Source organism: Georgenia sp. Z1344 (genome assembly GCF_049856295.1).
Lineage (GTDB): Bacteria > Actinomycetota > Actinomycetes > Actinomycetales > Actinomycetaceae > JB111.
Genome location: NZ_JBNDMZ010000001.1, coordinates 227,019 through 250,638 on the forward strand (window position 1 = coordinate 227,019; position 23,620 = coordinate 250,638).

A 23,620-nucleotide genomic window follows, 5' to 3' on the forward strand; every position below is an offset into this window, starting at 1 on the left:
GGGTCCGAGGGTGAGGTGCCGCCGTGGGAGCATGCGGGCATGTTCGGATCGAGCGCCGCCCTGACCGCCCCCATCGACCAGCTCGAGGCGCGCGTCGCCGCCCAGGACGAGATCATCCGCCGGCTCTGCGAGAGGGCCGGTATCCGGCCCGCCGACATCAGCCCCTCGACGGCGCTCGAGCTGACGGCGTCCGAGCAGATGCTCGTGCAGCAGGGGAAGAAGATCGAGGCGATCAAGGAGGTGCGGGGGCGCACGGGGCTCGGCCTCAAGGCCGCCAAGGACCTCGTCGACAGGGCAGGACGACCGGGGAGCTAGCCCCGGGGCGGGGCCCCGCGAGCCTGGGCATGAGAACGGCGGCGCCCGGGTGCCCGACGCACGTCCCGCCGGCCGTGCGGTCAGCCCGCGGGCGAGACGCCCGCCGGCAGCGCCTCGTGGTGGACGACGACGAGCCGCCGGGTCGGCCGGGTCATCGCCACGTAGAGGTCACCGGTGCCGTCGCCCGTCAGGGCGGCCGGCTCGACGAGCACGACGACGTCGAACTCCAGCCCCTTGGCCCCCGCCGCGTCGGTGAGGACGAGCCGCGCCCCGAGGAGGTCCGGCCCCTCGAGCGCCTCGGCTGTCGCCGGCCGGTCGAGCGCGGCTGAGCGGAACTCGCCCAGCAGACCTGACGGCGCGACGACGGCCACCCGTCCGGCGCCGTCCTCCTCGCCCGCGAGCGCGCCGAGCTCACGCTCCGCGGCGTCGAGTGCCCCGGTGACGAGCCCGCCCGCCGCCACGGGGCGGACGACCAGTGCGTCCGGGAGGTCCCGCGCCGCGGTCACCGGATGCACGGGCGGGGTGCCGGCGCGCGCGAGCATCTCCGTGGCCGCCTCGAGCACGGTGGCCGGCGTGCGGTAGGAGACGGTGAGGACGGACTCGCGCAGGGCGTGACCGGCCGCAGGGCCGAGGAGGTCCGCCCAGCTGCTCGGGCGCTCGACGCCGCGGCGCTGGTCGAGGTCGCCGACCACGGTCATCGACCGCACCGGCACGCGCCGGGCGAGCATCCGCCAGGCCATCGGGCTCAGCTCCTGGGCCTCGTCGACCACGACGTGCCCGTAGGTCCACGTCCGGTCCGCGGCCGCCCGCTCGGCGGTCGTCAGCGACGGGCCGCCGGCGGTGAACCGGTCGGCGAGCATCTCGGCGCTGACGATCCCGTCGCCGAGGTCCTGCGACTCGATCGCCTCCCGCGCGAGCTCGACCGCCTGCGCGCGCTCGGCCGTCGCGCGGGCCCGGGCGGCCCGGTCCTCCGCCTCCTCGTGGGGGCCGAGCAGCTCGGCGAGCTCGTCGAGCAGCGGCACGTCCGCCTCGGTCGGCGCGGAGCCGCGGGGGCGCAGCAGGGCGGCGCGCTCGTCGTCGTCGAGGTCGGGAAGGCACGCCCCGAGAAGTGCGGGGGAGGAGAGCAGCTTGTCGAGCAGCTCGGTGGGGGTGCGCGGCATCCACGCGAGGTTGAGGGCGACCCGGACGTCACGCGCCGAGCGCACGTCCTCCATGAGGGCGGAGCGCTCCTCCGGGTCGTCGATGCCGCGCGCGGCGGCGTAGCGGTCGGTGAGCACGGGGAGCAGCGAGCGGACGAACGTCTCGCGGCCGGCGTTGTGGGTGCGGTGGGCGCGCCGGGCCCGGCCGATCGCCGAGCGGACGTCGGCGGGCTCGAGGCGGATCGTCGATCCCTCGACGTCGAGCATCTTCGTGCCTTCCGGCACCCGTTGGAAGAGTCGGACGAGGCGTCCCATCGCCTCCACCATCATGGTGCGGCCCTTGATCCGTGCGGCAGTCGGGCTCTCCGTCCCGCGCGCACGGACGCCGGGCAGCAGGTCGGCGATCGTCGTCGCGACCACGTCGGTCTCGCCGAGCGAGGGCAGGACCTTCTCGACGTAGGAGAGGAAGACGTCGGAGGGGCCGACGAGGAGGACGCCGGACCGGGCGAGCCGCTCCCGGTGGGCGTAGAGCAGGTAGGCGATCCGGTGGAGCGCGACGGCGGTCTTGCCCGTGCCGGGCCCGCCCTGGACCACGTGCACGCCGTCGAGGTCGGAGCGGATGACGGCGTCCTGCTCGGCCTGGATCGTGGCGACGATGTCGCTCATCCGCCCCGTGCGGGCCGCGTTCATCGCCGCGAACAGGGCGCCCTCGCCGCGCAGCTCGAGGCGCAGGTCCTCGGGCAGGTTGTCCGCGTCGAGCAGCTCGTCCTCGACCCCGATGACGCGCCGGCGCCGGGTGAGCAGGTGCCGGCGTCGCACGGCGCCGTCGGGGCGCACGGCGGTGGCCTGGTAGAAGGGGCGGGCCGACGGGGCGCGCCAGTCGAGGAGCAGCTGGGTGCGCGACGCGTCCTGGATGCCGATCCGGCCCACGTAGCGCGGCGGCCCCTCCCGCAGGTCGAGCCGCCCGAACACGAGCCGTTCCTCGACCTGATCGAGCCGGGCGACGGCCTCGGAGTAGTGAGCGGCGAACGCGTCGCGCTCCGAGCGCATCTGGTGCGTGCCCACCGACCCGCCGCGGCGCACGTCGGCCAGCCGGGCGCGGTACTGGGCGCGCAGCTCGTCGAGTCGCGCGTAGACGGTGTCCACCCGGGCCTGCTCGCGGGGGAGCTCGTCGCCGCCGGTCGCGGGCTCGCGCTCGCGCGCGTCGTGCAACGCCATCGGACCACCTCCAGGTCGCGGCCCCGGGGTCGGCGCGCGCGGCCGTCCATTCTGGTGCATCCACGCGGGTGCGCGCACCATCTGTTCGTCCACGGCGGACCGGCGTGCGGTGTGGCGCGTCCCGCGCCGCACGGCGGGAATGCCGCAGGATGGGACCGCGTTGAGCCGGTCAGAGACCAGCGGAAGGATGGTGGCGCCATGAACGACGAGACCCTCTACACCAGCGGCCCGGCCGCCGACCAGATCGGCGACGTGCCCGTGCTCGTGCACGCCCTGCAGGGCGCGATGGACGCGGGCAGCGCGGGCGAGCTCGCCGTGCGCCAGCTCCTGTCGAGCATGCCCGTCCAGCGGGTGGCGACCTTCGACACGGAGCAGCTCCTCGACCTGCGCTCGCGCCGCCCGGCGATGACCTTCGCCGACGGCCGGTGGGTGGACTACGACGAGCCGGTCCTCGCCGTCGACGCCGTGCGCGACCACGAGGGGCGGGCGCTCCTCGTCCTCCACGGCCACGAGCCGGACCACGCGTGGGAGGGCTTCGCCCGCGCGGTGTCGACGATCGTCCGCGAGCACGGGGTCGAGCTCGTCGTCGGGCTGCAGGGCGTCCCGGCCGGCGTCCCGCACACGCGCCCGGCGGCCATCACGACGCACGGCACGGATCGCGACGCCGGGGGGCGTCTCGAGCCGGGACCGAACCTCTTCGTCGGCGAGTTCCAGGCGCCCGGCAGCGCCGAGGCCCTCCTCGACCTGCGCCTGTCCGAGCAGGGGATGAACGTCCTCGGCCTGGCCGTGCACGTCCCGCACTACCTCTCGGGCTCGGAGTACCCCGTGGCGTCGGCGTCCCTCATCCGGACGCTGTCCACGGCCAGCGGAGTCTCCCTGCCGGTCGGCGACCTCGAGTCGCTCACCGCCCAGGTGCTCGCCCAGATCGACTCCCAGGTCGAGGCGAACCCCGAGATCGCGCAGGTCGTGCGCGCGCTCGAGGAGCGGTACGACCGCAGCCCGGTCGCACGCACGAGCGACGACGCGCCCGCCGCGGAGCTGCCCACGGCCGACGAGATCGGCGCCGAGCTGGAGGCGTTCCTCGCGAGCGCGCCCCCGATCGAGGGCTGGCGCGACGAGGGCCTCCCGGAGATCGGCGGCGTCGACCGCGGTCCGGACGGCACGTCCGACGACGGCCGGTCCGACGACGCCGGGCACGACGGCGGGGACCTCGCCGACGACCGACCCGCCGACGAGCGCCCCGGCGACGACGCGCCCGACGGCGGGGACCTCGCCGACGACCGGTCCGACCACCAGCGGTCCGACGACGACGCGCCCGACGCCGACCCGTCCGAGGAGGCGTGAGCCGCCCCGGAGGACCCGCAGCGCCGCGGAGGAGAGGCGGGCCATGGCCCGCCTGACCCCTCCCGCATCGCCCCGCACCGCCTTCGCGGTGTGGGGCGTCGCCGTGCTGTGCTACGTCCTGGCCATCGCGGGCCGCAGCTCGTTCGGCGTCGCCTCGCTCGCCGCACTCGAGCGGTTCGAGGTCGGCCCGGCGATCCTCTCGACCTTCGTCGTCATCCAGCTCGGCACGTACGCCGCCGCGCAGATCCCCGTGGGCCTCGCGATCGACCGCTGGGGCTCGCGCCGGGTGCTCGTCGCCGGCGCGCTGCTGCTGGCCGCCGCCCAGACGGTGATGGCGCTGTCGACCTCGCTGCCGCTCACGCTGGCCGCCCGCGTGGCGGTCGGGCTCGGCGACGCGACCGCCTTCATCTCGGTGCTGCGCCTCGTGCCGGAGTGGTTCCCGCTGCGGCACGTCCCGATCGTCAACCAGTCGACCGGCGCGCTCGGGCAGCTCGGCCAGGTCCTCTCGGCCGTCCCCTTCTACGCCGTGCTGTCGGTGCGCGGCTGGACGGCCGCCTACCTCTCGCTCGCGGCGACGGGCGTGCTCGTGGCGATCGCCGTGCTCGTCGTCGTGCGCGACCGTCCGGCGCCGGACCCTGGATCCGTACCGGACACCGGGTCCGCGCCGGACGCCGAGCCGGCCCCGGACGCCGAGCCGGCCCCGGGCGCCGCGGCTGCACCCGCGACCGGACCACCCCCTGCCACCGCGCCACGGGGCGCGCAGCGGGAGAGCACGGGTGCCACCCTCGCGGCGCTCGTGCGCGAGCCCGGCGTGTGGGCGGGTCTGTTCGCGCACTGGTCGACGATGTTCTTCGTCACGACGTTCGCGCTCATGTGGGGCGTGCCCTACATGCGTGCGGGCAACGGGCACAGCGCCGCCACGGCGTCGACCGTGCTCGTGCTCGGGGTCGTGATGATGGTGTTCGCCGCCCCGGTCGTCGGCGCCCTGTCCGGTCGCTTCCCGCACCGCCGCTTCCGGATCATCCTCACGGGCTGCGCGCTCGCGGTGACGAGCTGGACCGTCGTGCTCCTGCTCCCGCCGCCGGTGCCCGCGTGGCTGCTCGTCGTGCTGATGATGATCCTCAGCTGCGGCGGCGCGGTGAGCAACGTGTCCTTCGACGTCGTGCGGTCGCATGTCCCGCGGTCCCGGCTGGGCACCGCCACCGGCCTGGCGAACACGGGCGGCTTCATCGCCTCGTTGCTCGCGGTGCTCGTCATCGGGCTCGTGCTCGACGCCGTCGGCGGGTCGTCACCGGGACCCGACGCCTTCCGGATCGCGATGGCGTCGCAGGTCGTGGTCGTCGTCGTCGGGCTCGTGGGGCTTGCTCTCGCGGTGCGCCGGCTCGGCCCGGGATCCGAGGCGCGTCCTCCCCGGAGCTGAGATCCGGCACGTCCAGGAGACGGCCCGGGTGGTTCTCCCCACGAGAAGCGCGCACGGGGCGCCCGGACGTGGCATGCTTACCGTGTTGCATCTGCGTTTCCCTGTTGTGTCGCCCGCCGGCCCGTTCGGCGGGAGGCATGGTTCCGGCAAGGACGTGGGACGAATTCAGTGCGGCAAGTGGGGACCGGCACAGGGTCGGGCCCCGACGTCCCGGAAGGACATCAGTTACATGGCACAGGGAACCGTCAAGTGGTTCAACTCCGAGAAGGGCTACGGCTTCATCGAGCAGGACGGTGGCAACGCGCCTGACGTCTTCGTTCACTTCTCGGCCATCCAGTCGGACGGCTACAAGTCGCTCGAGGACGCCCAGCGCGTCGAGTTCGAGATCACCCAGGGCCCGAAGGGCCCGCAGGCGGAGAACGTCGTCCCGCTCTGATCTGAGCGTTCGACCCTAAGTCTTCGCGGGGCCCGCACCTTCATGGTGCGGGCCCCGTCGCCATGTCCGGGCACGGGTGCCCGGCCGGCGGCACGACCCACGCCCGACGACGACGGACCCGCCCGACGACGACGGACCCGCCCGGCGGCGTACCGCCCTCCCGCAGCCGCAGCCGCAGCCACGTGTCCGTTCAGGCGATGGCCGGCGGGTCGAGCGGCGCCGCGGTGCCCGCCCCCATGTGGGCGAGCTCGGCCCCGCCGACGACGATCGCCGGGAACGGCAGGCGGCGCAGGCCCCGGTCGACCGCCGCGGCGTCGAGACGGTGGTGCGACGCGACGAGCACGACGTTGCCGTACCGCCGCCCCTTCCACACCGCGGGGTCGACGACGCCGAGCACCTCGCCGAAGACCGACGTCAGGGCGGCCGCCTCCTCGCGCACGCGGCGCAGGCCGGGGGAGTCGGTGAGGTTGAGGACGTAGATGCCGCCGGGCGCGAGCGCCTCCGCCGCGGCCCGGACGAACTGCACGGTCCGCACGTGCTCGGGCACCTCGGCGTCGACGAAGACGTCCCGGACGAGGACGTCGACCGAGCCCGGGTGGAGGTGCTCGACCGACTCGCGCGCCTCCGCGTTGCGGATCCGCAGGGCGGGGGCGCGCGGCAGGTCGAACCAGGCCCGCACGAGGCGCGCGAGCTCCGTGTCGAGCTCGACGACGAGGTGCCGCGAGTGCGGACGGTCGGCGAGCAGCGCCCGCGGCAGCGCGCAGGCCGCCCCGCCGAGGTGGACGAACCGGGCCGTGCGGGGATCGCGGGTGGCGTCGTCGGGCGGGGTGGTACCCGGGGGGCCGAGGGCGGCGTCGACGACGGCCCGCACGTGCTGCATGTACTCGAACTCGAGATAGGCGGGGTCCTCGAGGTCGAGGAACGAGGACTCCGAGCCGCCCAGGAGGAGCATGACCCGGTGCGGGGCGCCCGGCTCGGGCACGACCTCGGCCACGGAGAACGAGGTGGGCACCGGGTGCTCGGGCCAGCGGTCCAGGTCGGACCGGCGTCGCGGAGTCACGGGGTCACGCTAGCCCGCGGTGTCGGACGTGCGCGCTAGCGTCGGGCTGTGAGCCGCAAGCCCGTCCGCGCGAGCGGGACCCCGAGGCGCGGACCCACGCCGTTCGGGACCGACGACTCGGGGACGTTCCTCCTGCACGTCGACATGGACGCGTTCTTCGCCGCCGTCGAGGTCCTCGACAACCCCGAGCTCGCCGGGCGCCCGGTGATCGTGGGCGGGCCGGAGCGCGGCGTGGTGTCGGCGGCGACCTACGAGGCCCGCGCGTACGGCGTGCGCTCGGCCATGCCGGTCGCGCAGGCGCGGGCGCTGTGCCCGCAGGCCGTGGTCGTGCCGGGGAGGCACGGGCGCTACCGGGAGATCTCCCGCGTCGTCATGGAGGTGCTCGGCACGGTCACCGACCGGGTCGAGCAGCTGAGCGTGGACGAGGCCTTCCTCGACGTGCGCGGGGCCGTGCGCCGGCTCGGTCCGCCGCTGACGATCGGCGCGCACGTCCGCGCGCGGGTGCGGGAGGAGACGGGGCTCGCGGCGTCCGTGGGCATCGCGAGCACCAAGCACGTGGCCAAGATCGCCTCGGGCGCGGCCAAGCCGGACGGGCTGCTGCTCGTCCCCGCCGCCGCCACGCTCGACTTCCTCCATCCGCTTCCCGTGGGGGCGCTGTGGGGCGTGGGGGAGAAGTCGGCCGAGGTGCTGCGCCGGCACGGCTGGGAGACGGTCGGTGACGTCGCCGCCGCGCGGACCGTCGACCTCGAGCGGGCGCTCGGGCGCGCGGCCGGGACGCGCCTGCACGCCCTCGCGATGGGCGTGGACGCACGGGAGGTCCGCTCGGAGCGGGCGGCGGAGAAGTCGATCGGGTCCGAGCACACGTTCTTCGACCCGGTGGCGGACCGGGGGGCGCTCGACCGGGTGCTGCTCGAGCAGTCCCACGCGGCCGCGGCGAGGCTGAGGGCTGCCGGGCTGCTCGCGCGCACGGTGAGCATCAAGGTCCGGTTCCCCGACTTCACGACCATCACCCGGTCGCGCAGCCTGCCCGCCGCGACCTCGCTCGCCCGGGACGTCGTGGCGGCCGCGCGCGCCCTGCTCGGCGCGGTCGACCTCCCCCGGGACGGGTTGCGGCTGCTCGGCGTGCGCCTGGAGGCCCTCGAACCCGCAGGTCACGGCCTTCAGCTCGCCCTCGACGACGATCCCGGCGCGGCGCTCGCCGAGGAGGCGCTCGACGCCGTGCGGGAGCGGTTCGGCCGGTCCGCGCTCGCCCCGGCGGCGCTGCTCGGTCGCCGGTCGGGGCGTGCCCGGGAGGGTGGGGGAGATGACCCCGGTCATGACGGCGTCCCCCGGCGTGACGAGGGAGCCCGCCAGGACCTATCCTGAGGGGGAGTCGCGCTCCGTCCGGACGCGAGCCGAGGTCCGACCGGTGCTGAGGAAGGGGGCAGGATGCCACTCTCCGACTACGAGCAGCGCATGCTCGCCCAGATGGAAGCGCAGCTGCACGCCGACGATCCGCGCCTGGCGGAGACGCTCGGCGACACCTCCGGTCCCGACCTGCGCAAGGTCGCCCTCGGCGCGCTCGTCGCGGTCGTGGGCATCGGCGGCCTCGTCGGCGGCGTCGCGACCGGCTGGATCTGGCTCGGCGTCCTCGGTTTCCTCGCGATGGTCGGCGGCGTGCTCCTCGCGATGACCCCGTCGACGCGCCCCGCCCGCACCGGCCAGGGTTCGCCCGGCGCCGGCCCCGGCGGGCGAGGCGGCAGGGGCGGACGCGGAGGCCCGTCCTCCGGCGGTTCCGGCCCGTCCGGCGGCCGGACCGCGACCAGCAAGAGCTTCATGGAGCGTCAGCAGGAGAAGTGGGAGCAGCGCGGCGAGGGACGCGGCGTCTGACCCACCCCGGCGCCCGGTCCTGACGACCGGGCGTCTCCCAATCTGAGCGCTTGAGAGAACGGCCCCCGGCCCGCAGCGATGCGGACCGGGGGCCGTCGTCTTGCCCGGCCGGGTGTCTGGCGGGTTTTCCAGGTTGCTCCACGAGGGGCTCTCCACGTCGCTCCACGAGGCGTGCTCCGCCTCCGTCCGCCGGTCCCTCCACGTCGCTCCACCAAGGTGCTCCACCTCGATCTCCGGGATCTCTCCGCCTCGTCCGACGAGGCCCCCTCTTCCCTCCCCGAGGTTCCCCCACTTCCCTCCCCGAGGTTCCCCCACTTCCCTCCCCGGAGCTCCTCCACGTCCCGCCCCGGAGCTCCTCCACGTCCCGCCCCGGGAGTTCCCCCACACCGCTCCCCGCCGACGACGCCGCGGAGCCGTGTGCACGACCTGATCGTGCGTGAGCCGGCGGGACCCGCGGAATCATGCCGATCTGCTGTCGTTGGAGCTGCGCCGGAGCGGCATCGGTTCCACACTCGCGCCGCACCGACGCCGCACCGACGCCGCGCCCGAGACAGCCCCGCGCCCACGAGCTCACCGCACCGACCTCGACGAGCCGATCAGCGTCGGCCCGCCGTGCCCGCCGGCCGCCCCGATCCCCTCCACCGCGCACCACCAGTGATTACCTGGGATATCGCGCGACACACGCTCGATGTCGGCCCGATCTGCTATCGCGGTGGAGTGAAGTGGAGTAACGTGGGGGTCACGGGAGCGGCAGGGCGACGAGCGAGGGAGGTGCCGCGATGTTCCTCGGTACCTACGAGCCGCGCCTGGACGACAAGGGCCGGCTGATCCTGCCGGCCAAGTTCCGCGCCGACCTCGCCGACGGCCTCGTCCTCACCCGGGGTCAGGACCGCTGCCTCTTCGCCTTCCCCGCCGCGGAGTTCGAGTCCATGCACGAGCGGCTCCGGCAGGCGCCGGTGACCTCCAAGCAGGCCCGCGACTACCTGCGCGTGTTCCTCTCCGGCGCCTCGGACGAGGTGCCGGACAAGCAGGGCCGCCTGACGATCCCGGCGAACCTGCGCCGCTACGCGGGCCTCGAGCGCGAGACCGCCGTCATCGGCGCGGGCAGCCGGATCGAGATCTGGGACGCCACCGCGTGGGCCGAGTACCTCGCCGCCCAGGAGGAGTCGTTCGCGGACACGGCGGAGGAGGTGGTCCCGGGCCTCTTCTGACCCGCCGACCTCCGCACGTCCCCGCCCGATCACCGCACGTCCCTGACAACTCCACAGCTGCACGGCACACCGGAGCTCGCCACGCGAGGTCTCCCACCGCACCGACGCACTTCCCCGGCGCCGGTGCCCCCGCCCCCGGCGCACTTCCCCGGCGCCGGAGCGGAGGTGGGAGTCCTGGCGGTACGAGCCGGATCGCACCCCGAGGTCGTGCCGCCAGCCTCAGAGCCCGATCGTCGCCCGCGACGAGCACGACCGACCGGATCCACGACGACGAACGACCACGACGCACCACCGCCGACCCGCCCGTCATCCCCGCCCCGCACACCCCACGACCGCCCGAGAGGAGGACCGATGAGCACCACTCCCGAGCACAGCCAGGACCGCCCCACGCAGGACCGCCACCTCCCGGTCCTGCTCGAGCGCTGCCTCGACCTGCTCGCACCGGCCCTCGAGGCCCCCGGCGCTGTGCTCGTCGACGCCACCCTCGGCCTCGGTGGCCACAGCGAGGGGGCGCTCGCGCGCTTCCCGGGCCTGCGGGTGATCGGGATCGACCGCGACACCGAGGCGCTCGCGCTGGCGACCGCCCGGCTCGCCCCGTACGCGGACCGCTTCACGGGCGTGCACGCGACCTACGACGAGATCGACGAGGTCGTGGCCGAGCACGCGGGCGGCGAGGTCGCGGGCGTCCTCATGGACCTCGGCGTCTCCTCGCTCCAGCTCGACGAGACGGACCGCGGCTTCTCCTACGCGCACGACGCCCCGCTCGACATGCGGATGGACGCCACGACCGGCCCGACCGCGGCCGACCTCCTCGCCACGCTCGACGAGCGCGAGCTGCGCCGGATCCTCCGCACCTACGGCGAGGAGAAGTTCGCCCCCCGCCTCGCCGCCGAGATCGTCCGCCGCCGGGAGACCGCGCCGCTGCGCACGACCGCAGACCTCGTCGACGTCGTCGACACCGCGATGCCCGCCGCCGGTCGCCGCACCGGCGGCAACCCCGCCAAGCGGACCTTCCAGGCGCTGCGCATCGCCGTCAACGGCGAGCTCGACATCCTCGCCGACGCCCTGCCGCGCGCCGTCGAGGCGCTCGCCGTCGGGGGCCGGATCGTCGTCGAGTCCTACCAGTCGCTCGAGGACCGCCTCGTCAAGGCCGAGCTCGCCCGGGGTGCCGTCACCTCCGCTCCGCCCGACTTGCCGGTGGTCCCCGAGACCCACCAGCCCTACCTCCGCCTGCTCACCCGCGGGGCGGAGGAGGCGGACGAGGTCGAGCTCGCCGGCAACAGCCGCTCCCGCGCCGTCCGCCTGAGGGCCGCCGAGCGCCTGCGCCCGACGCCCGACCACCTGGCCCGCACCGACCGCGACGCACGCACGGACCGCGCGGCTCGCACGGCCCGCGCCGCCCGCACGGACCGCGACGTACGCACGAACCGCACGGCCAGCACCGACCGCCCGACCGCCGCACGACCCACCAGCGCCCCCGCAGCGCGCCCGAGGAGCACCCGATGAGCGCCCAGCCCGTTCCCGCGCCGGCCCGCGCGCCACGCCGCACGACGGCCGCGCCGGCCCCGGTCACCACCCGACGGCAGCGATCCCGGCTCACGGTCGTCCCCAGCCCGGTCCCGGCGCGCTCGCGGGCGCCGTTCGTCGCGCTACTCGCGGCCATCCTGCTCGCGGCCCTCGCCACCGTGCTCGTGCTCAACATCCGCATGGCTGAGGCCGCCTACGCCCTCCACGACCGGCAGATGGACCTCGCGCTCGTCGAGGAGTCGGTCGCGGCGCTCGAGGTCGAGATCGACGCCGCCGGCGCCTCCTCGGTCCTCGACGAGCGCGCGCAGGAGCTCGGCATGACCCGCCCGCAGACCACCTACTTCATCGAGCTCGAGTCCGGTGAGATCACCGGCGGACCCACCGAGGAGGGAACGAACTGATGCCACGCTCGCCGCTGGTGACGACCGCCCCGCGCGACTGGATCCGACGCACGCGGATCCTCCTCGTCCTCCTCCTCGCGATCCTCCTCGTGGTCGCCGGCCGGCTCATCTGGGTCCAGGCCCTCGAGGGCCCGCAGCTCGCGAGCGACGCGCGGGACAACCGCATCCGCACCTACGCCGTCCAGGCGCAGCGCGGCGAGATCCTCGACGCGAACGGTGAGGTGCTGGCCACCTCGGTGCAGACCTACAACCTCGGCGTCAACCAGCAGCTCATCACGAGCTACGAGGCGCGCGACGAGGACGGCGAGGTCGTCGGCACGGGCATCTCGGCCGCCGCCGAGCGCCTGGCCCCGATCCTCGACGTCGACCCCGCCGAGCTCGGCGCCCTCATGGTCGGCGACTCGACCTTCGCCTACATCGCCCGCGACGTCACTCCCGCGCAGTGGCGCCAGATCCGCGAGCTCGGGATCATCGGCATCGAGCCCGAGGCCACGGTCGACCGGCTCTACCCGAACGGCACCACGGGCGGCAACATCACCGGGTTCGTCGGCCGCGACGGCACCGGCCTCGCCGGGCTCGAGCAGTCCTACGAGGAGGTCCTCGCCGGCACCGACGGCTCGACCACGGTCGAGATCGGCCGCGACGGCCAGGTCATCCCCGGCGCCACCCGCGAGGACGTCCCCGCGGTCCAGGGGCGCGACGTCCAGACCACGATCGACCGCGACCTCCAGTACGAGTGCCAGCGGATCATCGACGAGGCCGTCGAGCGCCACTCGGCCGCCTGGGGCGCCGTCGTCGTCGAGGAGGTCGGCACGGGCCGGATCCTCGCGCTGTGCGACAACAACACCGTCGACCCCGGCAACTACCAGGAGTGGGCCGCCGAGGACCGCGGCTCACGCGCCGTGACCACCCCGTACATGCCCGGCTCGACCGGGAAGATCCCGACCTTCGCCACGGCGCTCGACGCGGGCGGTGTCGAGGTCGACGACGAGTGGCTGACCCCGGACACGATCACGATGCCCAACGGGCAGGAGTTCCGCGACAACGACTCCCACGCCCCGATCACCCTGACGACCGCCGGCGTGCTCGCCCGCTCGTACAACACCGGCCTCGTCCAGATCGGCGACACCGTCCCCGCGGACGTCCGGTACGACTACCTCCAGCGCTTCGGCCTCGGCCAGCGCACCGGCATCGAGCTGCCCGGCGAGTCCTCCGGCATCCTCGCGCCCTACGAGCAGTGGGACGACCGGCAGTACTACACCTCGATGTTCGGCCAGGGCCTCGCGCTCACCGTCCTGCAGTCGACCTCGACCGCCGCCACGATCGCCAACGGCGGCGTGCGCATGGAGCCGCACATCGTCGAGGCCGTCGAGGAGACCGACGGCACGATGACGCCGACCCCGCTGCTCGACGGGCAGCGGGTCGTCAGCGAGGAGAGCGCCGCGGACACCCTCGCCATGATGGAGGGCGCCGTGACCGAGGAGGGCACCGCCCAGCTCGCCGCCGTCGACGGCTACCGCGTGGCCGGGAAGACCGGCACCGCCCAGGTCCCCGACGAGAACGGGGGGCTCACGGGCCGCGTCGGCACCTTCATCGGCGCGATCCCGGCCGAGGCCCCCGAGGTCGCGATCGGCGTCGTCATGTACAACGCCGCCGGGGCGTCCTACGGTTCGCGCGTGGCCGCTCCCGTCTTCGCCGAGGTCGCCGAGTTCACGATGGCGCACCTGGGCGTCCCGCCGTCGACCGAGCCCGCTCCGTACCTGCCGCTCGAGCCCGGGGTGGAGTGGGGGCCGCAGTGACCCCCGCGCTGCGGCCGACCGCCGTCGCGCCCGTCGACCTCGCCGACCTCGCGCGGGCTGCCGGCGCGCACCTCGTCGGTGCGCCTCCGGAACCCGGGACGGCGGTGTCCGGGGTCGTCGCGGACAACCGGCGGGTCACCGGAGGAGAGCTCTTCGTCGCCCGGCCCGGCGCCCGCCACCACGCCGCGCGGTTCACGTCCGACGCCGTCGCACGGAGTGCGGCCGCGGTCCTCACGGACGCCGCGGGCGCCGACCTCGCGCGCGCCGACGGGGAGCCGGGCGTCCCGGTCCTCGTCGTCGACGACGTCGCCGCCGTGGTCGGTCCGCTCGCCGCGCTGGCCTGGGGCAACCCCGCGGACCGGCTGCGCACGTACGCACTGACCGGCACGAACGGCAAGACGACGACGGCGTTCATGGTCGACCACGTGCTCACCGCGCTCGGGCGCACGACCGGCCTCATCGGCACGGTCGAGATCCGGATCGCCGGGACCTCCGTGCCCGCCGCGCTCACCACGCCGCAGGCCGACGAGCTGCACGCCGTGCTCGCCGCCATGGTCGAGGCGGGCGTCACCGACCTCGTCATGGAGGTCTCCTCGCACGCGCTCATGCTCGGCCGGGTCGACGGCGTGACGTTCGACGTCGCCGGCTTCACCCACCTCACGCCCGACCACCTCGACCTGCACGGCTCCGTCGAGGAGTACTTCGCGGCGAAGGCCCGCCTGTTCGCGCCCGAGCGCTCGCGCGCCGGGGTCGTCACGGTCGACGACGAGTGGGGCCGGCGCCTGGCCGCGTCTGCCGAGGAGGCCCGCCCCGGGGACGTGTGGAGCCTCGGGCACGACGCCGACGCGCAGCTGGGCGTCCGGTCCGGCGCTCCCGGCGAGCTCACCCTGGTGGGGGAGGACGGCCGGGTGGCGACCTCCACGGACATGCCGGGCGCGTTCAACGTGGCCAACGCGGCGCTCGCCGTCGGCATGGTCTGGCGCGCGGGGCACGACCCGGCCGAGATCGAGCGGGCCCTCGCCGGTGCCGGCGGCGTGAGCCCCGCCGTGCCCGGACGGATGGAGGTCCTCGCCGAGGCGCCCCGGGTCGTCGTCGACTTCGCCCACAACACCGAGGCCCTCGAGACCGTGCTCACCGAGCTGCGGCCGACCACCCGCGGACGCCTGTGGTGCGTGACCGGATCCGCCGGGGACCGCGACGCCGTCAAGCGCCCGCTCATGGGGGCCGTCGCGGCCCGCCTCGCCGACGAGGTCGTCGTCACCGACGACGACCCGCACTCCGAGGACCCCGCCGCCATCCGCGCCGAGATCCTCGCCGGCGCCCACGCGGTCGAGGGCGCGTCCGTGACCGAGGTCGGCGACCGGCGCACCGCGATCGCCCACGCGATCCTCGCCGCGGCGCCCGAGGACACGGTCCTGCTCGCCGGTCGCGGGCACGAGACGGTCCAGGAGGTCGGGGACGTCGCCCACCACCTCGACGACCGCGAGGAGGCCCGGGCGGCCCTCGCGCGTCGCGCGTCGGGGGAGGATGAGGCGTGATCACCATCGGACTCGACGCGGTCGCCCGCGCCACCGGCTCGTCCTCGCAGGTCGGAGACCTCCTCGTCACCGGCGGCGTCCTCCAGGACTCCCGCGAGGTCGGCCCCGGGGACCTGTTCGTCGCCATCGTCGGCGAGCGCACCGACGGGCACGCGCACGTCGCCTCCGCGCTCGCCGCCGGCGGTGTCGGGGCCCTCGTCACGGACCCGGCCCGCCCGCTCGCCGACGGCGTCGACGCGTCCCGCCTCGTCGTCGTCCCGGACACCGTCGCCGCCCTCGGCGACCTCGCCCGCCACTCGCTCGCCGAGCTGCGCGGGGCCGTGCGGCCCGCAGGTGAGCGCCCCGGCGTCGTCGCCGTCACCGGCTCGGTCGGCAAGACGACGACGAAGGACCTCCTCGTCGACCTCCTCACCCCCCGCGGCCCGCTCGTCGCGCCGCCCGGCTCGCTCAACAACGAGGTCGGCCTGCCGCTGACCGTGCTGCGCGCGGACGAGGCGACGACGACCCTCGTCCTCGAGATGGGCGCCGACCGCGTCGGCAACCTCGAGTACCTCACCTCGGTGGCGCCGCCCGACGTGGCGATCGTGCTTGCCGTCGGCCGCGCCCACCTCGGCCACTTCGGCGGGATCGACAACGTCGCCCGCACGAAGTCCGAGCTCGTGGCCGGCCTCGTCCCCACCGGCACCGCCGTCCTCAACGCCGACGACCACCGGGTCGCCGCGATGGCCTCCCTCGCGCCCGGCGACGTCCTCACGTTCTCCGCCGCGGGCGACCCGGCCGCCGACCTCGCCGCGACCGACGTGCGCGCCGACGACGCCGGACGGGCGAGCTTCACCGTGCGCACCCCGTCGGGCAGCGCGCAGGTGCGCCTCGCGCTCGTCGGTCCCCACCACGTGGCCAACGCGCTCGCCGCGACCGCCGCCGGCCTCGCGCTGGGGGAGGACCTCGACGCCCTCGCCGCCCGCCTCGCCGTGGCCGGTCCGCGCTCCGCCCACCGCACCGCGGTGTCGACGCTCGCCGGCGACGTCCTCCTCCTCGACGACTCGTACAACGCCAACCCCGACTCGATGCGCGCCGGGCTCGCGACGCTCGAGGCGATCGCGCCCGGTCGGCGCCGGGTCGCCGTGCTCGGCCACATGCTCGAGCTCGGCGAGGAGTCCGCCGCCGAGCACGCGGGTCTCGCCGAGGTCCTGCTCGCGCGGGGGATCGAGGCGGTCGTCGTCGTCGGCGAGGAGGCGGCGCCGTTGGCGGCCGCCGCACGCGACGCGGGAATCCAGGTGGACGACCTGACCGGGTCGACCCCGGAGGTCATCGCGGCGCGCGTGCGGGAGGTCGCCCACCCCGGCGACGCGGTCCTGCTCAAGGGCTCGCGCGGGTCCGGCGTGTGGGAGGTCGCGGACCTTCTCACATCGACCGACGGCCTCGCCTCGGCGCCTGACGCGCCCGGGGACGAGAAGATGCGCCCATGACAGCCGTCCTCGTAGGTGCCGGCGTGGCGCTCGTCGTCACGCTGCTCGGCACACCCGCGTTCATCCGGCTCCTCGTGCGCCGCGAGTACGGCCAGTTCATCCGCCAGGACGGGCCGACGAGTCACCAGACCAAGCGCGGCACGCCGACGATGGGCGGCGTCATCATCATCGCCGCCACCGTCATCGGCTACGCGGTCGCCAACCTCTCGGCCGGGCGGCTTCCGCACGTGTCGGGCCTGCTCCTGCTCTACCTCATGGTCGGCATGGGGGTCATCGGGTTCCTCGACGACTACATCAAGATCTCCCGGGCCCGGTCCCTCGGGCTCGACGCGCGGGCGAAGATCATCGGGCAGGCGTTCATCGGCATCTCCTTCGCCGTGCTCGCCCTCCAGTTCCCGTCGGAGAACAACCGCACGCCCGCCTCGACGGCGATCTCGTGGGTCCGCGACCTGCCCCTCGACCTCGCCTTCGCGGGTGCCGCCATCGGGCTCGTGCTCTTCATCATCTGGGCGAACTTCCTCATCACGGCCTGGACGAACGCCGTCAACCTCACCGACGGCCTCGACGGGCTGGCCACGGGCACGTCCGCGATCGTCTTCGCCGCGTACACGGGCATCGCGTTCTGGCAGTCGAACCAGTCCTGCCAGGTGCTCGCCGAGCCCGGCGCCGGCTGCTACGAGATCCGCGACCCGCGGGACCTGACGATCATCGCTGCCTGCATCGTCGGCGCGTGCCTCGGGTTCCTGTGGTGGAACACCAACCCCGCGAAGATCTTCATGGGGGACACGGGCTCCCTCGCCCTCGGCGGCGCCCTGGCCGGGATGACGATCCTCACCCGCACCGAGTTCCTCGGGGTCGTCATCGGCGGACTGTTCGTCGCCGTCGTCATCTCCGACGTCATCCAGATCGGGGTCTACAAGGCCACCGGCAAGCGGGTGTTCAAGATGGCCCCGCTGCACCACCACTTCGAGCTCTCCGGCTGGGGCGAGGTGACGATCGTCGTGCGGTTCTGGCTCGTCGCGCTGCTGTGCGCCGCCGCGGGCCTCGCGATCTTCTACGGTGAGTGGGTCGCGGTCTCATGACCGTCCCCCCGGACGAGGCCCGCGCGGCGTGGGCCGAGCGGTCGGCGGCCGAGCTCGCCTCGGCGAGGGTCGGCGTCGTCGGCCTCGGCACGTCCGGCCGGGCCGCGCTGCGCGCGCTGGCCGGCCGCGTGGGCGAGCTCGTGGCCACCGACTCGCGAGACGAGGCGCTCGAGGCGGCCCGGTCCGACGCCCCCGGCGCGCGGCTCGCCGCCGGCGCCACCCCGGAGCAGCTCGCCGAGGCCACGCTCGACCTCGCGCCCGACGTCCTCGTCGTCTCGCCCGGCGTCCCCGCCACCTCGCCGCTGCTCACCCGGGCGGCGGCCGCCGGGATCCCGGTGTGGAGCGAGATCGAGCTCGCCTGGCGTCTCCAGCGCCCGCGCCGCGACGGCCGGTACGCGCCCTGGCTCGCCGTCACCGGAACGAACGGCAAGACGACGACCGTGACGATGACCGCCGCGATCCTCGCCGCCGCCGGGCTCGACGCGCCGGCGGTCGGCAACGTCGGCACCCCGCCGGTCGAGATCGTCACCGCGGGCGGCGAGGGGCCGGACGTCCTGCCCGCCGAGCTGTCGAGCTTCCAGCTGCACTCGACCCACTCGCTCGCCCCGCTGGCCGCGACCTGCCTCAACGTGGCGCCCGACCACCTCGACTGGCACGGCTCGTTCGCGGCCTACCGGGCCGACAAGGCGCGCGTGTACCGCGGCGTCACCGGGCTGTGCGTCTACTCCGAGGCGGACCCCGTCACGCGCGAGATGGTCGAGGAGGCCGACGTCGCCGAGGGTGCCCGCGCGGTCGGCCTCACGCTCGGGCCGCCCGCCGTGTCGCAGGTCGGCGTCGTCGAGGGGGTCCTCGCCGAGCGCGTGGGCGCGGACCGGTGGACGGCGGCGACCGAGCTCGGCGAGGTCGCCGACCTCGCGCACCTGCTCGGTGCCGGGGCGGGCGCGGAGGACGTGCCCGACCACCTCGTGCTCGACGCCCTCGCCGCCGCGACGCTCGCCCGCGCCGCGGGCGCCGAGCCCCACCACGTCCGCGACGCCCTGCGCGCCTACCGTGCCGAGGACCACCGGGCCACCCACGTCGCGACCCACGGCGGGGTCCGGTTCGTCGACGACTCCAAGGCCACGAACGCCCACGCGGCCGACGCCGCCCTCGCCGCCCACGGCGACCGCTCGGTCGTGTGGATCGCCGGCGGGCTCGCCAAGGGCGCCCGCTTCGACGAGCTCGTCGCCGCGCACGCCCACCGGCTCGCGCACGTCGTCCTCATCGGGCGCGACCGCGAGCCGATGCTCAGCGCTCTGGGGCGACACGCACCCGACGTCCCGCTCGTCGAGGTCGTTCCGGACGACGATGAGACGGTGATGGAACGCGCCGTCGGGCTGGCCGCGTCCCGGGCGCTGCCCGGGCAGACCGTGCTGCTGGCCCCCGCCAGCGCCTCCATGGACCAGTTCCGCAGCTACGACCACCGCGGGCGCGTGTTCGCCGACGCGGTCGCCGCCCTCGCGACGCAGGAGGAGAGATGACCGCCACCGCTTCCCGCCGCGTCGTCACCCAGGCACCCGCGCAGCCCCGCCGGGAGGAGAACCCGGCGCTCAGCTTCTACCTCATCGCGGCCTCCTCGGCGCTGCTCGTCGCCGTCGGGGCCGTCATGCGCCTGTCGGCGTCGACGGTCACCGCCATCTCGGACACCGGCTCGCCGTACCAGGAGTGGGTGGGCCAGCTGCTCTTCCTCGCGGTCGGCGTGGCGGGCGCGTTCGTCGCCGCCCTCGTGCCGCCGGGCTTCTACCGGAGGTCCGCATGGGTCCTGCTCGTCCTCGGCCTGGCCCTGCAGTCCCTCATCTTCACCGGCTTCGCGCGCGGCCAGGGCGGCAACCTCAACTGGATCGTCCTGCCCGGCACCGGCCAGGTCATCCAGCCCGCGGAGTTCCTCAAGCTGGCCCTCGCGATCTGGCTCGGCGCCGTCCTCGCCCGCAAGGTCAAGGTGATGGACAATCTCCTGCACGCCGCGATCCCCGGGGTGATCGGGGCCGGCGCGGCGATCACCCTCGTCCTCGCGGGGCACGACATGGGCACCGCGGCGATCATGGTGATCCTCGTGGCGGGCGCCTACTACGTGGCCGGCCTGCGCCTGCGGTGGTTCGCGCTCGTCGGCGTCGTCGGCGCGGGCCTCGCTGCCTTCCTCGTCATGTCCTCGGCCTCGCGTCGCGCGCGGGTCGGCCAGTTCTTCGGCCTCACGGAGTCCGACCCCCTCGGCGCCGGCCTCCAGCCCCTGCACGGGCTGTGGGCGCTCGGCTCGGGCGGCATCTCCGGGGTCGGCCTCGGCGCGTCACGCGAGAAGTGGGAGTACCTGCCCGAGGCCCACAACGACTTCATCTTCGCGATCATCGGCGAGGAGCTCGGCCTCATCGGCACCCTCGTCGTGCTCGTCCTGTTCGCCGTGCTCGCCGCCGGGATCTACCGCATCGTGCGCCGGCACGACGACCCGTTCGTCCAGATCGCCGCTGCCGGGCTCGGCGCGTGGATCTTCGGGCAGGCGATCGTCAACATGCTCGTCGTCATCGGCCTGCTGCCCGTGCTCGGCGTGCCCCTGCCGCTCGTCTCCGCCGGCGGCTCGGCGCTCATCGCCACCCTGCTCGGCATCGGGATCCTCCTGGGCTTCGCCCGCACCGAGCCCGGCGCGCGCGAGGCACTGCGCGTGCGCTCCCGGCACGCCCGGCGCACGGGCGCGGTGACGGCCACCCCTCGGAAGGCCCGCCGTGGCTGAGCCCCTGCGCGTCCTGCTCGCGGGCGGCGGTACCGCGGGCCACGTCAACCCCATGCTCGCCACCGCCGCGGCGCTGGCCGAGGACGGCGCGAGCTGCGCGGCGCTCGGCACCGCCGACGGGCTGGAGTCCCGTCTCGTCCCCGCCGCCGGACTCGACCTCCACCCGGTCCCGCGCGTCCCGCTGCCCCGGCGACCCACGGCCGACCTCCTAAGGCTGCCGACGAACCTGCGCGCGGCCGTGCGCGCCGCCCGCGCCGCGATCGAGGCCACCTCGGCCGACGTCGTCGTCGGGTTCGGTGGCTACGTCGCGACGCCCGCCTACCTCGCCGCCCGCCGCGCCGGGATCCCGGTCGTCGTCCACGAGCAGAACGCGCGGCCGGGCCTGGCCAACAAGGTCGGCGCGCGCACCGCGGCCGCCGTCGCCCTCACCTTCGCCTCGACCCCGCTGGCCGCACGCCGCGGGCGCACCGAGGTCACCGGCCTCCCGCTGCGCCGCGCCGTCGCCGACCTCGTCGCCGCCCGGGCGGACGAGGCCGGACGCCTCGCTGCACGGGAGACCGGCGCCCGCGCACTCGGACTCGACCCCGACCGACCCGTCCTGCTCGTCACCGGCGGCTCGCTGGGCGCCCAGCGGATCAACGAGACCCTCGCGGCGAGCGCGGGAGACCTCGCCGACGCCCAGGTCCTCCACCTCACGGGACGCGACAAGGACGCCCCGGTCCGCGCGGCCGTCGAGGGCCACGACGACTACCACGTGCTCGACTACCTCGGCGAGATGGAGCACGCGCTCGCCTGCGCCGACCTCGTCGTCTGCCGCTCCGGCGCCGGGACCGTCGCCGAGCTCTCCGCCCTCGGCCTGCCCGCGATCTACGTCCCGCTGCCCCACGGCAACGGGGAGCAGCGTCTCAACGCCGCGGACGTCGTCGCCGCCGGCGGGGGGATCGTCGTCGAGGACGCCGACCTCTCGCCCGCAGCCGTGCGCGAGACCGTGACCCCGCTCCTGGCGGACCCGGACCGCCTGCGGGAGATGGGCGACGCCGCCGCGTCCGCCGGCCCCGGGGACGGCGCCGGGCCCCTGGCCGCGCTCGTCTCGGCGGTGGCACGTGGCTGAGACCCGCGCCTTCCACCTCGTCGGCATCGGTGGCGCGGGCATGTCCGTCGTCGCCCACCTGCTCCTCGCCCGCGGAGCCCGCGTGAGCGGCTCCGACGCCAAGGACTCCGCCGTGCTCGCCGCCCTCGCGGACGCGGGGGCGGACGTCCACGTCGGCCACGACGCCGCGCACGTGCCCGACGGCGCGACCGTCGTCGTCTCCACGGCCGTGCGCGAGACCAACCCCGAGCTCGCCCACGCGCGCGCGACCGGACTGCCGGTCCTCCACCGCAGCGAGGCGCTGCAGCTGGTCGCCGAGGATCTCGACCTCGTCGCCGTCGCCGGCGCGCACGGCAAGACGACGACCTCCGCGATGCTCGCGGTCGCCCTGCGCGGCGCCGGCCTCGACCCGTCCTACGCCATCGGCGGCTCGGTCGTCGGCGTCGGCCCCGGCGCGCACCTCGGTGGCGGCACCACGTTCGTGGCGGAGGCCGACGAGTCCGACGGCTCCTTCCTCAACTACGCCCCGCGGATCTCGGTGGTCACCAACATCGAGGTCGACCACATCGACCACTGGGGCAGCGCCGAGGCGTTCCACGCCGCCTTCGAGGAGTTCGCGGACCGGATCCGCCCCGGTGGGCTTCTCGTGGCCTGCGCCGACGACGACGGCGCCCGCCGCCTCGCCACCACCGCCGCGGCGCGCGGGGCCCGGGTGGTCACGTACGGCACGACGGGTGCGGTCGAGGGTGCCGAGGCCCACGTCGCGCTGAGGGTGGGGGAGCCGAGCGTCGACGGCGCCCGCGGCGGCGTGGAGGTGGCCGGTCGCTCGGCCGCCCTCGAGCTCGCCGTGGGCGGGGTGCACAACCTGCGCAACGCGGCCGCCTGCGTCGCCGTCGCGGTCGAGCTCGGGGTGGACCTGGCGGACGCCGCCGCGGCCCTGGGGGAGTTCCGCGGGACCGGCCGCCGGTTCGAGCCCCGCGGCGAGGCCGGGGGAGTGCGTGTGGTCGACGACTACGCGCACCACCCCACCGAGGTCGCCGCGACGCTCGCCGCCGCCCGGGTGGCCGCCGACGGCGGGCGGGTCCTCGTCCTCTTCCAGCCGCACCTGTTCTCCCGCACGCGCGCGTTCGCCGCCGAGTTCGCGGCCGCGCTGTCCGCCGCCGACCTCGCGGTCGTCACCGACGTGTTCGCCTCGCGGGAGGACCCCGAGCCCGGGGTCGACGGCTCGCTCGTCACCGCGCGGATGTCCGACGGTCGGTTCGTCGCCGACCGGCACGAGGCCGCCCGCGAGATCGCGGCCGCCGCACGCCCGGGGGACCTCGTGCTCACCATGGGGGCCGGTGACGTCACCGAGCTCGGCCCGGTCGTCCTCGACCACCTGGGCGCACGGACGTGAGGGCGCCCCGACCGCCGCGGCGGGGTGAGCCGACTCCGCCCCGGCGCACAGGGTCGCGCCCGCAGGCGGGCGACGACGGCGCTGCGACGTCCGGCGACGGTTCCGGGACGGCTGGGAAGGCCGGTGCGTCCGGGAAGGCCGGGAGGGCCGCGGCGTCCGGGAAGGCCGGACCGGCGTCGGCGTCCGGGACGACCGGGGAGCCTGGGACGAAGGGGGCGTCGGGGAAGAACGGGAAGGCCAGGGCGACGGGCTCGTCCGGCACGTCGGTGGCCCGGCGTGCCTCCGGGAGGTCGGGCGGTTCCTCCGCCACGGCGGCCGGCGGATCGGGGGGCGCGGCGTCGTCGTCGGGCGCGAGGGGGAAGTCCCGCGCCACTGCGACGACCACGAGCCCGAGCGGCTCCTCGGCGACCAGGACCTCGAGCGGCTCCTCGACGCCGGCCGCCCCGCCCGTCCATGCGCGCGGGGGCCGCCGCGGTCCCGCGCGACCCACCGCGTCGCTGACGGAGCGCCGCGCAGAGAAGGAGACCGCCGCGCGCCGGCTCACG

Annotated in this window: 20 protein-coding genes; 17 read left to right on the forward strand and 3 right to left on the reverse strand. The window is 75.4% G+C overall.

Features of this window, described 5'->3' with window-relative positions:
• The first annotated feature begins 39 nt into the window (after positions 1–39).
• Entirely contained in the window at positions 40–315 is a 276-nt protein-coding gene (locus ACPYO6_RS01075) for a ribosomal protein L7/L12 (RefSeq protein WP_425713032.1), read from the forward strand.
• Positions 316–395: 80 nt separating this feature from the next.
• Here ACPYO6_RS01075 and ACPYO6_RS01080 read toward each other — a convergent pair whose 3' ends face one another.
• Entirely contained in the window at positions 396–2,672 is a 2,277-nt protein-coding gene (locus ACPYO6_RS01080; RefSeq protein ID WP_425713033.1) for a HelD family protein, read from the reverse strand.
• 198 nt (positions 2,673–2,870) lie between these two features.
• On the opposite strand from ACPYO6_RS01080, the gene ACPYO6_RS01085 reads away from it, so the two are divergent.
• The 3 genes from ACPYO6_RS01085 to ACPYO6_RS01095 all read left to right on the forward strand — a co-directional run bounded on the left by ACPYO6_RS01085 (position 2,871) and on the right by ACPYO6_RS01095 (position 5,872).
• Positions 2,871–4,016: a proteasome assembly chaperone family protein gene (locus tag ACPYO6_RS01085; RefSeq protein ID WP_425713034.1), complete on the forward strand. Its 1,146-nt coding sequence runs from the start codon at positions 2,871–2,873 to the stop codon at positions 4,014–4,016.
• Between the two features lie 43 nt (positions 4,017–4,059).
• The gene (locus ACPYO6_RS01090) at positions 4,060–5,436 is read left to right on the forward strand and encodes an MFS transporter (RefSeq protein WP_425713035.1); all 1,377 of its coding nucleotides are present in this window, start codon (positions 4,060–4,062) and stop codon (positions 5,434–5,436) included.
• Positions 5,437–5,665: 229 nt separating this feature from the next.
• Positions 5,666–5,872 (forward strand): cold-shock protein, encoded by a 207-nt coding sequence (locus tag ACPYO6_RS01095; protein WP_425713036.1) that lies wholly within the window; start codon positions 5,666–5,668, stop codon positions 5,870–5,872.
• Positions 5,873–6,062: 190 nt separating this feature from the next.
• On the opposite strand, the gene ACPYO6_RS01100 is transcribed toward ACPYO6_RS01095, so the two are convergent.
• Positions 6,063–6,932: a spermidine synthase gene (locus ACPYO6_RS01100; RefSeq protein ID WP_425713037.1), complete on the reverse strand. Its 870-nt coding sequence runs from the start codon at positions 6,930–6,932 to the stop codon at positions 6,063–6,065.
• Between the two features lie 48 nt (positions 6,933–6,980).
• Here ACPYO6_RS01100 and dinB point away from each other — a divergent pair, with 48 nt between their 5' ends.
• From dinB to murC, 13 genes are all read left to right on the forward strand, one after another.
• Positions 6,981–8,297 carry a DNA polymerase IV gene (gene dinB, locus ACPYO6_RS01105; protein ID WP_425713038.1) on the forward strand — a complete coding sequence of 439 codons (1,317 nt, stop codon included), beginning with the start codon at positions 6,981–6,983 and terminating at the stop codon, positions 8,295–8,297.
• 63 nt (positions 8,298–8,360) lie between these two features.
• Positions 8,361–8,801 (forward strand): DUF3040 domain-containing protein, encoded by a 441-nt coding sequence (locus ACPYO6_RS01110; RefSeq protein WP_425713039.1) that lies wholly within the window; start codon positions 8,361–8,363, stop codon positions 8,799–8,801.
• A 779-nt stretch (positions 8,802–9,580) separates the two neighbouring features.
• Entirely contained in the window at positions 9,581–10,012 is a 432-nt protein-coding gene (gene mraZ, locus ACPYO6_RS01115; RefSeq protein ID WP_425713040.1) for a division/cell wall cluster transcriptional repressor MraZ, read from the forward strand.
• Between the two features lie 351 nt (positions 10,013–10,363).
• Positions 10,364–11,518, forward strand: coding sequence for a 16S rRNA (cytosine(1402)-N(4))-methyltransferase RsmH (gene rsmH / locus ACPYO6_RS01120; protein ID WP_425713041.1), 1,155 nt, complete (start codon positions 10,364–10,366; stop codon positions 11,516–11,518).
• A complete protein-coding gene (locus ACPYO6_RS01125; RefSeq protein WP_425713042.1) occupies positions 11,515–11,940 on the forward strand; it encodes a hypothetical protein in 426 nt (141 codons plus the stop codon). Before rsmH ends, ACPYO6_RS01125 begins: the two co-directional genes overlap by 4 nt.
• Positions 11,940–13,739 carry a peptidoglycan D,D-transpeptidase FtsI family protein gene (locus ACPYO6_RS01130; RefSeq protein WP_425713043.1) on the forward strand — a complete coding sequence of 600 codons (1,800 nt, stop codon included), beginning with the start codon at positions 11,940–11,942 and terminating at the stop codon, positions 13,737–13,739. Before ACPYO6_RS01125 ends, ACPYO6_RS01130 begins: the two co-directional genes overlap by 1 nt.
• Positions 13,736–15,277, forward strand: a complete 1,542-nt coding sequence (locus ACPYO6_RS01135; RefSeq protein ID WP_425713044.1) for a UDP-N-acetylmuramoyl-L-alanyl-D-glutamate--2,6-diaminopimelate ligase — start codon at positions 13,736–13,738, stop codon at positions 15,275–15,277. The genes ACPYO6_RS01130 and ACPYO6_RS01135 overlap by 4 nt, the downstream gene beginning before the upstream one ends.
• On the forward strand, positions 15,274–16,746 hold the full coding sequence (locus tag ACPYO6_RS01140) for a UDP-N-acetylmuramoyl-tripeptide--D-alanyl-D-alanine ligase (RefSeq protein WP_425713045.1): 1,473 nt from the start codon (positions 15,274–15,276) through the stop codon (positions 16,744–16,746). The genes ACPYO6_RS01135 and ACPYO6_RS01140 overlap by 4 nt, the downstream gene beginning before the upstream one ends.
• Positions 16,743–17,828, forward strand: a complete 1,086-nt coding sequence (mraY, locus tag ACPYO6_RS01145) for a phospho-N-acetylmuramoyl-pentapeptide-transferase (protein ID WP_425713046.1) — start codon at positions 16,743–16,745, stop codon at positions 17,826–17,828. The genes ACPYO6_RS01140 and mraY overlap by 4 nt, the downstream gene beginning before the upstream one ends.
• A complete protein-coding gene (gene murD, locus ACPYO6_RS01150; RefSeq protein ID WP_425713047.1) occupies positions 17,825–19,348 on the forward strand; it encodes a UDP-N-acetylmuramoyl-L-alanine--D-glutamate ligase in 1,524 nt (507 codons plus the stop codon). Before mraY ends, murD begins: the two co-directional genes overlap by 4 nt.
• Positions 19,345–20,589 (forward strand): peptidoglycan glycosyltransferase FtsW, encoded by a 1,245-nt coding sequence (locus ACPYO6_RS01155; protein WP_425713048.1) that lies wholly within the window; start codon positions 19,345–19,347, stop codon positions 20,587–20,589. Before murD ends, ACPYO6_RS01155 begins: the two co-directional genes overlap by 4 nt.
• Positions 20,582–21,700: an undecaprenyldiphospho-muramoylpentapeptide beta-N-acetylglucosaminyltransferase gene (murG, locus tag ACPYO6_RS01160; RefSeq protein ID WP_425713049.1), complete on the forward strand. Its 1,119-nt coding sequence runs from the start codon at positions 20,582–20,584 to the stop codon at positions 21,698–21,700. Before ACPYO6_RS01155 ends, murG begins: the two co-directional genes overlap by 8 nt.
• Positions 21,693–23,075 carry a UDP-N-acetylmuramate--L-alanine ligase gene (gene murC / locus ACPYO6_RS01165; protein WP_425713050.1) on the forward strand — a complete coding sequence of 461 codons (1,383 nt, stop codon included), beginning with the start codon at positions 21,693–21,695 and terminating at the stop codon, positions 23,073–23,075. The genes murG and murC overlap by 8 nt, the downstream gene beginning before the upstream one ends.
• Here the strand turns inward: murC and ACPYO6_RS01170 are convergent.
• Complete coding sequence (locus ACPYO6_RS01170) at positions 23,026–23,619, reverse strand: hypothetical protein (RefSeq protein ID WP_425713051.1); 594 nt, start codon at positions 23,617–23,619, stop codon at positions 23,026–23,028. The genes murC and ACPYO6_RS01170 overlap by 50 nt on opposite strands.
• Position 23,620 lies beyond the last annotated feature (1 nt).